Here is a 12,620-nt window from a genome sequence, read left to right on the forward strand (position 1 = left end):
ACGGTCGTTGCCGGGGAGACGTGCCGATGAGTACTTCGCTCCTTCTTTTGATCATTGTTTTGATTGGTTTCATTGCCTATTTCGCCGGTCGCGCGCGTTCGCTTGCGCAGTCGGGCGGTAAACTCGCAAATCTGCACTCCTTGCCCGGCTATCACGGCAGCTATGTTGCGATATGGGCGATGCTCCCGGCGGCGCTTGTGCTCGCCGCCTGGCTGATCGCATCGCCGCTGTACATCGATTCCAGCGTTCGCTCGTCGCTTCCCGAGTCCGTACTGAGCCAGGGTGAAGCGACGACGCAGCTTGCGCTCGGCCAGGTCAAGTCTGTCGCCGTTGGTCTCGCCCGCTTGAACGCGGACGAAACCGCCGCGCTTGAAAGCGGCTCCGCCAACCTGCGCGAAACGCTCGCCGCCAAGGGCGTGGCTCTTGCCGGCGAAGGCGAGCCGTACATGATCAAGGCCGCCCAGCAGTTCAATGAAATGCGAACGACGAGTCGCTGGCTGATGAGCGCTGTCGTGCTGCTCGTCGCCGTTGCGGGCTGCATCTACGCGATCCGCAACATCAGTGCCCGTTTTCGCGCCCGCAACCAGGTGGAGCGCGTCATGCTCGCTTCGCTGATTGTAGCCTCGTCGATCGCCATCCTCACGACGATCGGTATCGTCACGTCGATGCTGTCGGAAGCGGCGCGCTTCTTCACCATGGTATCGCCTGTCGAGTTCTTCTTCGGCACGGTTTGGGACCCCCGCTTCGCGGCAGCCGGCAGCAGCGGCACATCGGGCCAGTTCGGTCTCCTGCCGCTTCTCGGCGGCACGCTCTATATCGCCTTCGTCGCGATGCTGTTCGCGGTGCCCATCGGGCTCTTTGCGGCCATATACATGGCTGAATACGCAAGCCCGCGGCTGCGTTCGACGGCGAAGCCGCTGCTCGAGGTGCTCGCCGGCATCCCGACGATCGTCTACGGCTTCTTTGCGCTCGTGACGGTTGGCCCGTTCCTGCGCGATATTTCGGCGCAATTGAGCGGTCTCATCACCGGCAACTACCAGAATTTCATTCAGGCGCAGAGCGTCATCACGGCCGGGATCGTCATGGGCATCATGCTCATTCCGTTCGTGTCCTCGTTGTCCGACGACATCATCACCCAGGTGCCGCGGGCGCTGCGCGATGGCTCCCTTGGCCTTGGTGCCACGCGTTCGGAGACGGTTAAGAGGGTCATCCTGCCGGCCGCACTGCCCGGCATCGTCGGCGCGTTGTTGCTGACGGCCTCGCGCGCGGTCGGTGAAACCATGATCGTCGTGCTTGCCGCCGGTGTCGCGGCGCGCATGCAATTGAGCCCCTTCGAGCCGATGACGACGGTTACGGTCAAGATCGTCCATCAGTTGACGGGCGACCTGGAGTTCACGTCGCCGCAGACGCTGGTCGCCTTTGCGCTCGGCATCACGCTGTTCGTCATCACGCTCTGCCTCAACATCTACGCGCTCTACATCGTGCGCAAATATCGGGAACAGTACGAATGACCGAGCTTGCCTCCCCCACGGTAAAGGTCTCCACCCGTCCTGCCGAAACCCGCCGCGATATTGGCATCAAGCGCCGTTATGCGGCAGAGCGGCGCTTTCGCGCCTACGGCATCACGGCCATCACCCTTGGCCTCTTGTTTCTGGCGATCCTCATCTCGACGGTGGTCTCCAACGGTTACACCGCCTTCCTGCAGACGACGATCACGCTGCCGATCGAGTTCACCGAGAAGGTGATCGATCCGAAGAACGAACGCGCCACAGATCCCAAAACTTTGATGACCGCAAACTATCCGGTGCTCGTCCGCAATGCTCTGGTTAAGCAGCTCGGCCTTGATCCGACGAAGCGGCCGCTGCTCAAGCAGGCGACGGATATGATTTCGCCCAGCGCGCGCATGCAGCTGCGTAACATGGTCGTTGCCGATCCATCGTTGATCGGCCAGACCGTACCGGTCACAATGCTCGCCGAGGCGAATATCGACTCCGCTTTCAAGGGGCAGATCGACCTTTCGGTGGACGAGGGCAGGCGCAGGGTCAAGGACCAGCAGGTCGCCTGGATGAACCAGCTTGCCGATGCCGGCGTGCTCAAGAAGAGCTTCAACACCGGCATCTTCACCTTCGGCGCGTCGAGCCGCCCGGAAGCGGCGGGCGTGGGCGTCGCGCTCGTCGGATCGCTTTACATGATGCTGATCGTGCTGGTGCTGGCGCTGCCGATCGGTGTCGCCGCCTCGATCTATCTCGAGGAGTTCGCGCCGAAGAACCGGCTCACTGATCTGATTGAAGTCAACATCAACAATCTCGCGGCCGTACCGTCGATCGTTTACGGTCTTCTCGGCCTTGCTGTCTTCATCAACTTCGCCGGCATGCCGCGTTCGGCGGCCCTCGTGGGCGGCTTCGTGCTGACGCTGATGACGCTGCCGACGATTATCATCGCCACGCGCGCGGCGCTCAAGGCCGTGCCGCCGTCGATCCGTTCGGCGGCACTCGGTCTCGGCGCGTCGAGGATGCAGACGATCTTCCACCATGTTTTGCCGCTTGCCATGCCGGGCATTCTGACCGGCACGATTATCGGCCTTGCGCACGCACTCGGCGAAACCGCGCCGCTGCTCCTGATCGGCATGGTGGCCTTCGTCGTCGATTTTCCGGGGTCGCCGCTGGAACCCTCCACGGCACTGCCGGTGCAGATCTACATGTGGGCGAACGAGCCGGAACGCGCCTTCGTGGAGCGGACCTCGGGAGCGATCATCATTCTCCTGATCTTCCTCGTCTTCATGAACCTGGGCGCAATTCTCTTGCGGCGTCGCTTTGAGCGCCGCTGGTAGTGGGGTAAGGACTATGAACATGATGTCGGAAGCTGCAGTGGAAAAAGCTCTGGATCTGAAAATGAATACTGTGCCCTACAAGATGATCGGCAAGGATGTGTCGGTCTATTACGGCGAGAAGCGCGCGCTCTTCGACGTCAACCTCAATATCCGTGAAAACACCGTGACAGCCTTGATCGGTCCGTCGGGCTGCGGCAAGTCGACGTTTCTGCGCACCTTGAACCGCATGAACGACACGATCGAGAACTGCCGCGTGACCGGCAAGATCACGCTCGACGAGGACGACGTCTACGACCCGTCGATCGACGTCGTGGAACTGCGGGCCCGTGTCGGCATGGTGTTCCAGAAGCCGAACCCGTTCCCGAAGTCGATCTACGAGAACGTCGCCTATGGTCCTCGTATTCATGGCCTCGCCCGTACCAAGGCGGAGTTCGACGAGGTCGTCGAAACCAGCCTGCAGAAGGCCGGTCTTTTCAATGAGGTCAAGGATCGGCTGCACGAGCCGGGTACCGGCCTTTCCGGCGGCCAGCAGCAGCGTCTCTGCATTGCGCGCGCCGTAGCTGTCAGCCCCGAAGTAATCCTGATGGATGAGCCCTGTTCTGCGCTCGATCCGATCGCCACCGCCAAGGTGGAGGAACTCATTCACGAGCTGCGCGCCAACTTCACGATCGTCATCGTGACCCACTCGATGCAGCAGGCCGCGCGCGTCTCGCAGCGCACCGCCATGTTCCACCTCGGCAATCTCGTCGAGGAGAACGATACCGACAAGATGTTTACCAATCCGGATGACCAGCGCACGCAGGACTACATTATGGGTCGGTTTGGCTAAGCCAGGCGACAGAGCAATTCCAGGGAGAGTGTGAAACGGTTTTCCGTCCGGAATTGTGTAAGTTCAAAGAGTTAGATCATTTCAATGTTTCAACGAAACAAGGAAGTGATCTGGTCAACCGGTTTGCGAGTTCGAGGAACGAAACATGTCATCTACACACATCACGTCGGCTTTTGACGACGAGCTCAAATATCTGACGCGCCGCGTCTCGGAAATGGGAGGCCTTGCCGAGCAGATGGTGGCCGATTCCGTCCGGGCGCTGGTGAATTCCGACCTGGCGTTGGCGCAGAAGGTGATTTCCGACGACGCGATGCTGGACGATGCCGAGCGCCAGATCGGTGACAAGGCGATCGTCACCATCGCCAAGCGTCAGCCAATGGCCTCGGATCTTCGCGAGATCATGGGGTCGATCCGTATCGCCGCCGATTTGGAACGCGTGGGCGATCTCGGCAAGAACACTGCCAAGCGCGTGATCGCGGTCGCCGGATCCGGCATCCCCCGCAAGCTTGCGCGGGGCCTGGAGCATCTGGCGGAGCTGGCCCTGGTCCAGCTCAAGGAGGTGCTCGACGTCTACGCTTCTCGCTCGCCGGAAAAGGCGAACAGCATCCGCGAGCGCGACGAGGAGATCGACGCGATCTATACGTCGCTTTTCCGCGAACTGCTGACCTATATGATGGAAGATCCGCGCAACATCACGCCGTGCACGCATCTTCTGTTCTGCGCCAAGAACATCGAGCGTATCGGCGACCACGCGACCAACATTGCCGAAACGATCTATTACATGGCGACGGGCGCCCAGCCGCAGGGCGAACGGCCGAAGGACGATAATACGTCGACGCTGGGCTCAGTGACGGACTAGAGCATCCCGCTTTCAAAAGGAATCGTTGAAAGCGGATAAGATGCTCTGGAAATCAAAGTGCTAGAGCGCCCGATAGCCGCATGCCCTGGTGCATGCGTTGATCTTGTCCCGGTCGCGATTTTTCGCGGCCACAGAGTGTCGCGGTGGCGTGATGGCACCCGCGCGTGGGAAGGAGCATGACCGAATGTTGCCGAAGATAGCCGTTGTCGAGGACGAGGAGGCGCTGAGCGTTCTCCTACGCTACAATCTCGAGGCCGAAGGTTTCGACGTCGATACGATCTTGCGTGGAGACGAGGCTGAAATCCGGCTTCAGGAGCGGTTGCCCGATCTCCTGATCCTCGACTGGATGCTGCCCGGGGTCTCCGGCATCGAACTCTGCCGCCGGCTGCGGCAGAGGCCGGAAACGGAGCGTCTGCCGATCATCATGCTGACCGCGCGTGGCGAGGAAAGCGAGCGGGTTCGTGGTCTCGCTACCGGCGCGGACGACTATGTCGTCAAGCCGTTTTCGACGCCGGAACTGATGGCGAGGGTGAAGGCAATGCTCAGGCGTGCCAAGCCCGAGGTGCTTTCGACGCTGTTGCGTTGCGGCGACATCGAGCTCGATCGCGAGACGCACCGCGTCCACAGGCGTAGCCGCGAAGTCCGGCTCGGACCGACGGAGTTCCGGCTGCTGGAGTTCCTGATGTCCTCGCCGGGGCGCGTTTTCTCCCGTTCGCAGCTTCTCGACGGCGTTTGGGGACATGATATCTATGTCGACGAGCGCACCGTGGATGTGCATGTCGGCCGTCTGCGCAAGGCGCTGAATTTCTCGAACATGCCCGATGTCATTCGCACCGTGCGCGGTGCCGGCTATTCGCTTGAAAGCTGAAAGCCGGCGGCCTCCTCGGCAGGCATCAAAAAAAGGGGCGTCACCGCCCCTTTTTCAATTGCGTTCGCTTGAGGCCGGTCAGCGCATACGGCGGCGCTCGGCGGAAGGCTGATAGGCGAGCCGCGTGTGATAGCTGCAATAGGGCGACGATTCCGGCGAGTCGTTGCCGCAGAAATGGAACTCCTCCTTCAGGGGGTCGCCGATCGGCCACTTGCAGGTGCGCTCCGTGAGCTCCGTCAGGCCGAGGCGCCGGGACATCGGGACGACGACGTTCGGTGCGAGTTCGAGGGTCTGATCGGCGACGAGATCGACTTCGATCTCTTCCTTGAGGACGGTAGCGCCGGCGGTGCGGGTGACGGTGCGGGTGGCGACGCGCGCGGCATAGTTCGGCGCCCGGGGGGCGGACGTGGTGCGCTTCGGGCGTGCGGCAGTGGTCGCGCCGCCCGCCTTGGCCCGGCCCGGCAGGCTCAGCCGGTGAACTTTGCCGATCACGGCGTTACGGCTGACGCCGCCCAGTTGAGCCGCGATCTGGCTGGCGCTCAGGCCCTCGGACCACAGCTTCTTCAGTTTCTCCACCCGCTCGTCAGTCCAGTTCATTTCTGCACTCCCCGTTCTCGGCGTTGGATGGCAGAATCCATCACCAAGCTCCGGAAAAACTCCGGAGCTGCAACGCGATAACTCTTTTGGTGACTAGGTCCGCCGCATGCGTCTAGTAATTGAATATTAACCTACTGGCAGGGTGACTCCGTGGCAAGAGTCGCGGGAATCGCGCCGAATCGATTTCGGAGTTTTCCCCAACTTGCTGGCTGGCCGTTGCATTTTTGCAAGCCCCCGCGGCATGTTTTTTCGCGCGTCGGAATCCGCGCGTTCAAGCTCGCGGCAAGCCTTGGTTTTGTTGACATTGCGGTGCGAAATGGGAATAGTGCCTGCGCCGCCGAAAGGCGGCATTTTTGATTTTTATCGGACGCGATCGCCCGATACCGATGCCAACAGGACGCAAGGAGAAGTTCGCCATGGCCGCAACAACGCCGCTCTACGACACCTATATGCGCGCGCCGTTGCGTTTCGAGCGAGGCGAGGGCGCCTGGCTCATTGCCGAGGACGGCTCGCGCTATCTCGATTTTGCCGCCGGCGTTGCCGTGAATTCGCTTGGCCATGCCCACCCACACCTCGTCGAGGCGCTGAAGGCGCAGGCGGACAAGGTCTGGCATCTTTCCAACCTCTATGAAATTCCGGGCCAGGAAAGCCTGGCGCGCCGGCTGACGGCGGTGACCTTCGCCGACCGCGTGTTTTTCACAAATTCGGGTGCGGAAGCACTGGAATGCGCCATCAAGACTGCGCGCCGCTATCATTTCGCCAAGGGGAATCCGGAGAAATTTCACGTCATCACCTTTGAAGGCGCCTTCCACGGCCGCACGATCGCGACGATCGCGGCCGGTGGCCAACAGAAGTACATCGAGGGGTTCGGACCAAAGGCACCAGGCTTCTACCAGGTTCCTTTCGGCGACATTGCCGCGGTCAAGGATGCGATCAACGACGAGACGGCGGCGATCTTGATCGAGCCGATCCAGGGCGAGGGCGGTATCCGCCCGGCCAGCAAGGAGTTTCTGCAGGAGCTGCGTGCGCTTTGCGACGAATTCGGCCTGCTTCTGATCCTCGACGAGGTTCAGACCGGCATTGGCCGGACCGGCAAGCTCTTCGCCTATGAATGGGCCGGCATCCGCCCGGATATCATGGCGGTCGCCAAGGGCATCGGCGGCGGCTTTCCGCTGGGCGCCTGCCTGGCGACCGAAGAGGCGGCAGCCGGCATGGTCACGGGCACGCACGGTTCGACTTATGGCGGCAATCCGCTGGCAATGGCGGTCGGAAACGCGGTTCTCGACATCGTTCTCGCCGACGGCTTCCTGGAGCAGGTGCGCGAAGTGGCGCTTGTCTTCCGGCAGGGGCTCGCGTCGCTCAAGGACCGTTTCCCGGACGTGATCGAGGAAATCCGCGGCGACGGGCTGTTGCTCGGCATCAAGGCAAAAGTGCCCTCGGCCGACCTGTTGAAAGCGATCCGTGCCGAGAAGCTGCTTGCGGTTCCGGCCGGCGAAAACGTGCTGCGCCTGCTGCCGCCGTTGATCACCACCGCGGCCGAGGCCCGAGAAGGGCTCGCAAGGATCGAGCGCGCCGCTGAAGCGGTCAGGAGCAACAACGGCAACGCCGCGGCCTGATCGGCCGGACTTTTACGACAGGAATTCTTGAGCATGACAGGTACCAGACATTTTCTCGACATCTCGGCGATGGCGGCTGGCGACTTGAGGACCATCATCGACGACGCACGCGTTCGCAAGACGGCGACCAAGGACGGCACCGCTGAACGCCCGCTCGCCGGCAAGATGCTCGCGATGATTTTCGAGAAGCCCTCCACCCGCACGCGTGTCTCCTTTGACGTCGGCATGCGCCAGCTCGGCGGCGAGACCTTGTTCCTCTCCGGAACTGAAATGCAGCTCGGCCGGGCCGAGACGATCGGCGACACCGCCAAGGTGCTTTCGCGCTATGTGGACGCGATCATGATCCGCACGACCGACCATCGGCGGCTGCTGGAGCTCGCCGAACACGCGACGGTGCCGGTCATCAACGGCCTGACCGACGATACGCATCCCTGTCAGATCATGGCCGACATCTTGACGTTCGAGGAGCACCGCGGACCGGTCAAGGGCAAGACGATCGCCTGGACCGGCGACGGCAACAACGTCCTTCATTCGCTGATCGAAGGCTCCGCGCGTTTCGGATATCGCATGAACATGGCGGTGCCGCTCGGTTCCGAGCCGCAGGACAAATTCCTCAACTGGGCGCGCAACAATGGCGGCGATGTCCTGCTTTGCCATGAGCCGGAGCAGGCCGTTGCCGGCGCCCATTGCGTCGTCACCGACACCTGGGTATCGATGAACCAGGAGCACCGTGCGCGCGGCCACAATGTTTTCCAGCCTTATCAGGTCAACGAGGCCCTGATGAAGCACGCTCACCCGGACGCGCTGTTCATGCACTGCCTGCCGGCGCACCGCGGGGAAGAGGTGACGGACGAGGTCATTGACGGCCCGCAATCGGTCGTTTTCGACGAGGCGGAAAATCGGCTGCACGCACAGAAATCGATCCTTGCCTGGTGCATGGGTATCGTCTGAGGAAGCAGCAGCGATCCTGGAAACCGAGACTGCTATTGAATTTACCGAGCTGAAACACAATTTAGGCGGCAAGCGGGCGGCTTCGGTTCTGTTGCCGGGTGGTGGCCGCCATCAGCCATTGTGCATTGCGGGCGCGTGCTGCGCACCGCCGGAATGCACATGCCTTCTGGACAAATTCGATCGCGACAAGATCAAATGAGATGGCGGGCAGGCTGCGCCGGGGATATCGATGTCCCCACGCAGCTTTCGCCTGCGATGCAAGGAGCAAGATATGACAGAAACAGCACGGGGGCTTGGCGAATTCGATTTTGCCGGTGACGACCATGTCGTGCCTTTCCACGTTGAGGGGCTCGATGTGCGCGGGCGCGCCGTGCAGCTCGGGCCGATGCTCGATGCCATTCTGGAGCGGCATAATTATCCGCTGCCGGTGGCGCGTCTGGTTGCAGAGACAGTGGTGCTGACGGTACTGCTCGGCACGTCGCTGAAGTTCGAGGGCAAGCTGATCGTTCAGACGCAGGGCGATGGCCCAGTCGATCTCGTGGTCGCGGACTTTTCGACCCCGGATCGGGTCCGCGCCTATGCTCGCTACAGCCAGGAAGCCCTGGCCACAGCCGAGCAGGATGGACGCACAGAGCCCCATGAACTCCTCGGCAAGGGGGTTCTTGCCTTCACCATCGACCAGGGCGCTCACATGCAGCGCTACCAGGGTATTGTCGAACTCGACGGTGCAACGCTCGAGGAAATCGCCGGCGCTTATTTCCGCCAGTCGGAGCAGATCCCGACCAAGGTGCGCCTTGGTGTCGCCGAGCTTCTCGATCGCGACGAGAACGGAAAGCCTCGGCACCGCTGGCGCGCTGGTGGCATGGTTGCCCAGTTCCTGCCGGATGCCCCGGAACGCATGCGCCAGCCAGACCTTCCGGGCGGCGATGGCGAGGAAGGCGAAGCTCTCGAGCTCTTCACGGAGGATGATCTCTGGTCGGAAGCCAAGGTGATGGTCGAGACGATCGACACCGACGAACTGACCGATCCGACCGTCGGAACGGAAAGGCTGCTCTACCGGCTGTTCCACGAGCGCGGGGTTCGTGTCTACCAGCCGCAAGCGGTCTACGATCGCTGCAGCTGTTCGCGCGAGAAGATCCGGGGCGTATTGGCCGGGCTCGACCGCGAAGATATCGAGAACAGCATCGAGGACGGGGTGATCAAGGTGACGTGCGAGTTCTGCTCCACCACCTATCGTTTTGAGGCGAGCGAAGTGCGCCCCCAGTGAGGCGGCTCGACTGATGCTTCCTGATCGATGCTGCTGCACGTCTCCTTAAATCGACTTACAGCGCCGTGCGTCCTCAGGACGCACGGCGCTGTAAGTCTTTGAATCTACGCATCGTGCTTTCCGAAAATCGATTCCGATTTTCGGGCCGTTGCGCTAAACTTAAGGACAAAGACATGCAGCAATTCAGAGTGCTGCAGCGGCCTTGGCGCGTCCGATAAAGGCGCGCGGCGCTGCAGGGCCGCACCCTCAGTTCAGGGTGCGGACCAGCCCGGGCGAATCGAGCGAGAAGGCGGGGATAGCGACATTGAAGGTCTCGCCGTCCTCGGCTTCCATGCTGTAGTGGCCGAACATGACGCCCGAGGGTGTATCCAGCGGGCAGCCGGAGGAATATTCGTAGGTGTCGCCGGGGTTGAGCAGAGGCTGCTCGCCGATCACGCCGGGACCACTCACTTCGTCCACCTGGCCGTTTTCGTCGGTGATGTGCCAGTAACGGGTCATCAGGCGAACCGTGATGCCGGAATGGTTCGATATGACGATGCGATAGCCCCAGACATAGCGGCTATCGTCCGGATCCGACTGTTCTTCCAGATAGTACGGTTCCACCGTGACTTCGATATCGCGAGTCAGGGCACGATACATGTGCAACACCCTATGCCAAATCTATTCAGCTATTCTACTGCAATATGGTTTCGGCAAGAATAACAGCAAGATTGCATGAGTCCCATTCAAATTAGACGGAGCCGAGATCCATGCTCGATGGTGCGGTGCGCAGGCGGCTTGATCCGCTTCTTGACCGGCTGGGCGTCGCTCTTGTCAGGCGCGGCGTAAAGGCTGACACCGTCACGATTTTCGGTCTTGGCCTCGGACTGGCGGCTGCCGGCCTCATCGCATATCGGCTCTTTCTCGCCGGCGCGGGCATGATCCTGCTCAGCCGGCTGTGCGACGGTCTCGACGGAGCCGTGGCGCGCGCCAGCCGCGGCACGGATTTCGGCGGGTTTCTCGATATCGTCCTCGACTTCGCCTTCTATGGCGCAATCCCGCTCGCCTTCATCATTTCTGATCCAGCTGCAAACGGCCTTGCCGGCGCCTTTCTGCTTTTCTCCTTTTATGTCAACGGATCGAGCTTTCTCGCCTATGCGATCATGGCCGAAAAGCGTGCGATGACGACCAGCGTGCGCGGAGCAAAGTCGCTCTATTTCACGACCGGGCTCGCCGAGGGGACCGAGACCATCGTAGTTTTCCTCGCCTTCTGCCTGTTTCCCGGGTGGTTCCCGCCTCTTGCGGCAGTGTTCGCGGTCGTCTGCCTCTACACAGCCATATCGCGGATCGTTCTTGCCCGCCTCAGCTTCCTTGAGCAGCAATAAAGAAACCGCCCGCGTATCCACGGGCGGCATCAGCTAGAGCAATTCCAGGAAAAGTGTGTAGCGGTTTTCCGTCCGGAATTGCGTAGTTTCCGCTAGAAGCAGCGGTTCGATCAGGCCTTCACGCTCTTCAACGCGCGGGCGAAATCCTCGACAAGATCCTCGCTGTCCTCGATGCCGGCGGAGAAGCGCACGGTGCCGGCGGAAATGCCGAGCTCGGCACGCGCTTCCTCCGTCAGGTTCTTGTGCGTTGTCGTCGCCGGATGGGTGATCAGGCTCTTGGAATCGCCGAGATTGTTGGAGATCCGGACGATTTCCAATGCGTTCTGAAGCGCGAACGCCGCCTCCTTGCCGCCCTTCAGTTCGAACGCCACCAGCGTCGAGCCACCACTCATCTGCTTGGCGATGATATCCGCCTGCGGATGGTCCTCGCGGCCGGGATAGATGACGCGGCCGACCTGCGGCTGCTCGGCGAGGAAGTCGGCGATCCGGCCGGCGCTTTCTGTCTGCTGCTTCACGCGCAAAGGAAGCGTCTCGACACCCTTGAGCAATGTCCAGGCGTTGAACGGCGACATGGCCGGGCCTGTATGGCGGAAATAATCGTGGAGGTTTTCGTCGATCCATTCCTTGCTGGAAAGCACGACGCCACCGAGGCAGCGGCCCTGGCCGTCGATGTGCTTGGTGGCGGAGTAGACGACGACATGGGCGCCGAGTTCGAGCGGCTTCTGGAAGAGGGGGGTTGCGAACACATTGTCGACGACCAGCTTGGCGCCGATCTGATCGGCGAGCTTGGCGACGCCTGCGATGTCGATCACTTCGAGCGTCGGATTGGTCGGGCTCTCCAGGAAGAAGACCTTGGTGTTCGGGCGAACCGCCTTCTCCCAGTTTGCGAGATCGCGGCCGTCGACGAGCGTGCATTCGACACCGTATTTCGGCGCAAGGGTCTCCACGACCCAGCGGCACGAACCGAAAAGCGCGCGGGCGGCGACGATGTGATCGCCCGCCTTAACCTGGCAGAGGATCGCCGAGGCAACGGCCGCCATGCCGGAGGCGGTGGCTCGGGCGTCTTCGGCCCCTTCGAGCATGCACATGCGCTTCTCGAACATGTCGTTGGTCGGACTGCCGTAGCGTGCATAGATGAAGCCGTCGGTCTCGCCCTTGAAGCGGGCTTCCGCCGCTTCGGACGTTTCATAGACGAAACCCTGTGTCAGAAAGATCGCTTCGGAGGTTTCGCCATATTGCGAACGGAGGGTACCACCGTGGACGAGTTGGGTTGCCGGGCGCCAGGTCTTGCTCATGCGACAATCACTTTCAAAACAAAAAAACCGGCCGCGAAAACGGGCCGGTTTGACACCCGGCCATTTTAGCTACTTGTTTAACGTGGCTGCAAGCCGACCGGCCAAATCACCACGGGATAAAGCTCCAATACTGCCTGGCCGTGC

12 protein-coding genes and 1 riboswitch are annotated in these 12,620 nt (G+C 61.5%); of the genes, 9 read left to right on the forward strand and 3 right to left on the reverse strand.

What is annotated here, in order from left to right:
• Positions 1 to 26 precede the first annotated feature (26 nt).
• From pstC to phoB, 5 genes are all read left to right on the forward strand, one after another.
• Entirely contained in the window at positions 27 to 1,511 is a 1,485-nt protein-coding gene (gene pstC / locus FKV68_RS02955) for a phosphate ABC transporter permease subunit PstC (RefSeq protein WP_180940057.1), read from the forward strand.
• The gene (gene pstA / locus FKV68_RS02960) at positions 1,508 to 2,830 is read left to right on the forward strand and encodes a phosphate ABC transporter permease PstA (protein ID WP_180940058.1); all 1,323 of its coding nucleotides are present in this window, start codon (positions 1,508 to 1,510) and stop codon (positions 2,828 to 2,830) included. Before pstC ends, pstA begins: the two co-directional genes overlap by 4 nt.
• A 13-nt stretch (positions 2,831 to 2,843) precedes the next feature.
• Positions 2,844 to 3,659 carry a phosphate ABC transporter ATP-binding protein PstB gene (gene pstB / locus FKV68_RS02965; RefSeq protein WP_180940059.1) on the forward strand — a complete coding sequence of 272 codons (816 nt, stop codon included), beginning with the start codon at positions 2,844 to 2,846 and terminating at the stop codon, positions 3,657 to 3,659.
• 145 nt (positions 3,660 to 3,804) lie between these two features.
• Entirely contained in the window at positions 3,805 to 4,518 is a 714-nt protein-coding gene (gene phoU / locus FKV68_RS02970) for a phosphate signaling complex protein PhoU (protein WP_180940060.1), read from the forward strand.
• Between the two features lie 184 nt (positions 4,519 to 4,702).
• Positions 4,703 to 5,386: a phosphate regulon transcriptional regulator PhoB gene (phoB, locus tag FKV68_RS02975; RefSeq protein ID WP_034797168.1), complete on the forward strand. Its 684-nt coding sequence runs from the start codon at positions 4,703 to 4,705 to the stop codon at positions 5,384 to 5,386.
• 78 nt (positions 5,387 to 5,464) lie between these two features.
• Here phoB and FKV68_RS02980 read toward each other — a convergent pair whose 3' ends face one another.
• Positions 5,465 to 5,983 (reverse strand): GcrA family cell cycle regulator, encoded by a 519-nt coding sequence (locus FKV68_RS02980; protein ID WP_180940061.1) that lies wholly within the window; start codon positions 5,981 to 5,983, stop codon positions 5,465 to 5,467.
• Positions 5,984 to 6,399: 416 nt separating this feature from the next.
• Between FKV68_RS02980 and FKV68_RS02985 the strand changes: the two genes are divergently transcribed.
• From FKV68_RS02985 to FKV68_RS02995, 3 genes are all read left to right on the forward strand, one after another.
• Positions 6,400 to 7,599, forward strand: a complete 1,200-nt coding sequence (locus tag FKV68_RS02985; protein ID WP_180940062.1) for an aspartate aminotransferase family protein — start codon at positions 6,400 to 6,402, stop codon at positions 7,597 to 7,599.
• A gap of 33 nt (positions 7,600 to 7,632) precedes the next feature.
• Positions 7,633 to 8,550 carry an ornithine carbamoyltransferase gene (gene argF / locus FKV68_RS02990; RefSeq protein WP_180940063.1) on the forward strand — a complete coding sequence of 306 codons (918 nt, stop codon included), beginning with the start codon at positions 7,633 to 7,635 and terminating at the stop codon, positions 8,548 to 8,550.
• A 271-nt stretch (positions 8,551 to 8,821) separates the two neighbouring features.
• On the forward strand, positions 8,822 to 9,817 hold the full coding sequence (locus tag FKV68_RS02995; protein WP_180940064.1) for an Hsp33 family molecular chaperone: 996 nt from the start codon (positions 8,822 to 8,824) through the stop codon (positions 9,815 to 9,817).
• A 246-nt stretch (positions 9,818 to 10,063) separates the two neighbouring features.
• Here the strand turns inward: FKV68_RS02995 and apaG are convergent, their stop codons facing one another.
• Positions 10,064 to 10,456 (reverse strand): Co2+/Mg2+ efflux protein ApaG, encoded by a 393-nt coding sequence (apaG, locus tag FKV68_RS03000; protein WP_180940065.1) that lies wholly within the window; start codon positions 10,454 to 10,456, stop codon positions 10,064 to 10,066.
• A 110-nt stretch (positions 10,457 to 10,566) separates the two neighbouring features.
• Between apaG and FKV68_RS03005 the strand changes: the two genes are divergently transcribed.
• Complete coding sequence (locus tag FKV68_RS03005) at positions 10,567 to 11,181, forward strand: CDP-alcohol phosphatidyltransferase family protein (RefSeq protein WP_180940066.1); 615 nt, start codon at positions 10,567 to 10,569, stop codon at positions 11,179 to 11,181.
• A gap of 110 nt (positions 11,182 to 11,291) precedes the next feature.
• On the opposite strand, the gene FKV68_RS03010 is transcribed toward FKV68_RS03005, so the two are convergent.
• Positions 11,292 to 12,476 (reverse strand): O-succinylhomoserine sulfhydrylase, encoded by a 1,185-nt coding sequence (locus tag FKV68_RS03010; RefSeq protein WP_180940067.1) that lies wholly within the window; start codon positions 12,474 to 12,476, stop codon positions 11,292 to 11,294.
• A 44-nt stretch (positions 12,477 to 12,520) separates the two neighbouring features.
• Positions 12,521 to 12,599: riboswitch (SAM riboswitch) on the reverse strand.
• Positions 12,600 to 12,620 lie beyond the last annotated feature (21 nt).

It is taken from the genome of Sinorhizobium mexicanum, assembly GCF_013488225.1.
GTDB classification, from domain to species: Bacteria; Pseudomonadota; Alphaproteobacteria; order Rhizobiales; family Rhizobiaceae; genus Sinorhizobium; species Sinorhizobium mexicanum.

Excerpts from the sequence above, each read along its gene's own strand:
- pstC (WP_180940057.1), top strand. The coding sequence starts at position 27 with ATGAGTACTTCGCTCCTTCTTTTGATCATTGTTTTGATTGGTTTCATT.
- pstA (WP_180940058.1), top strand. The coding sequence starts at position 1,508 with ATGACCGAGCTTGCCTCCCCCACGGTAAAGGTCTCCACCCGTCCTGCC.
- pstB (WP_180940059.1), top strand. The coding sequence starts at position 2,844 with ATGAACATGATGTCGGAAGCTGCAGTGGAAAAAGCTCTGGATCTGAAA.
- phoU (WP_180940060.1), top strand. The coding sequence starts at position 3,805 with ATGTCATCTACACACATCACGTCGGCTTTTGACGACGAGCTCAAATAT.
- phoB (WP_034797168.1), top strand. The coding sequence starts at position 4,703 with ATGTTGCCGAAGATAGCCGTTGTCGAGGACGAGGAGGCGCTGAGCGTT.
- FKV68_RS02980 (WP_180940061.1), bottom strand. The coding sequence starts at position 5,983 with ATGAACTGGACTGACGAGCGGGTGGAGAAACTGAAGAAGCTGTGGTCC.
- FKV68_RS02985 (WP_180940062.1), top strand. The coding sequence starts at position 6,400 with ATGGCCGCAACAACGCCGCTCTACGACACCTATATGCGCGCGCCGTTG.
- argF (WP_180940063.1), top strand. The coding sequence starts at position 7,633 with ATGACAGGTACCAGACATTTTCTCGACATCTCGGCGATGGCGGCTGGC.
- FKV68_RS02995 (WP_180940064.1), top strand. The coding sequence starts at position 8,822 with ATGACAGAAACAGCACGGGGGCTTGGCGAATTCGATTTTGCCGGTGAC.
- apaG (WP_180940065.1), bottom strand. The coding sequence starts at position 10,456 with ATGTATCGTGCCCTGACTCGCGATATCGAAGTCACGGTGGAACCGTAC.
- FKV68_RS03005 (WP_180940066.1), top strand. The coding sequence starts at position 10,567 with ATGCTCGATGGTGCGGTGCGCAGGCGGCTTGATCCGCTTCTTGACCGG.
- FKV68_RS03010 (WP_180940067.1), bottom strand. The coding sequence starts at position 12,476 with ATGAGCAAGACCTGGCGCCCGGCAACCCAACTCGTCCACGGTGGTACC.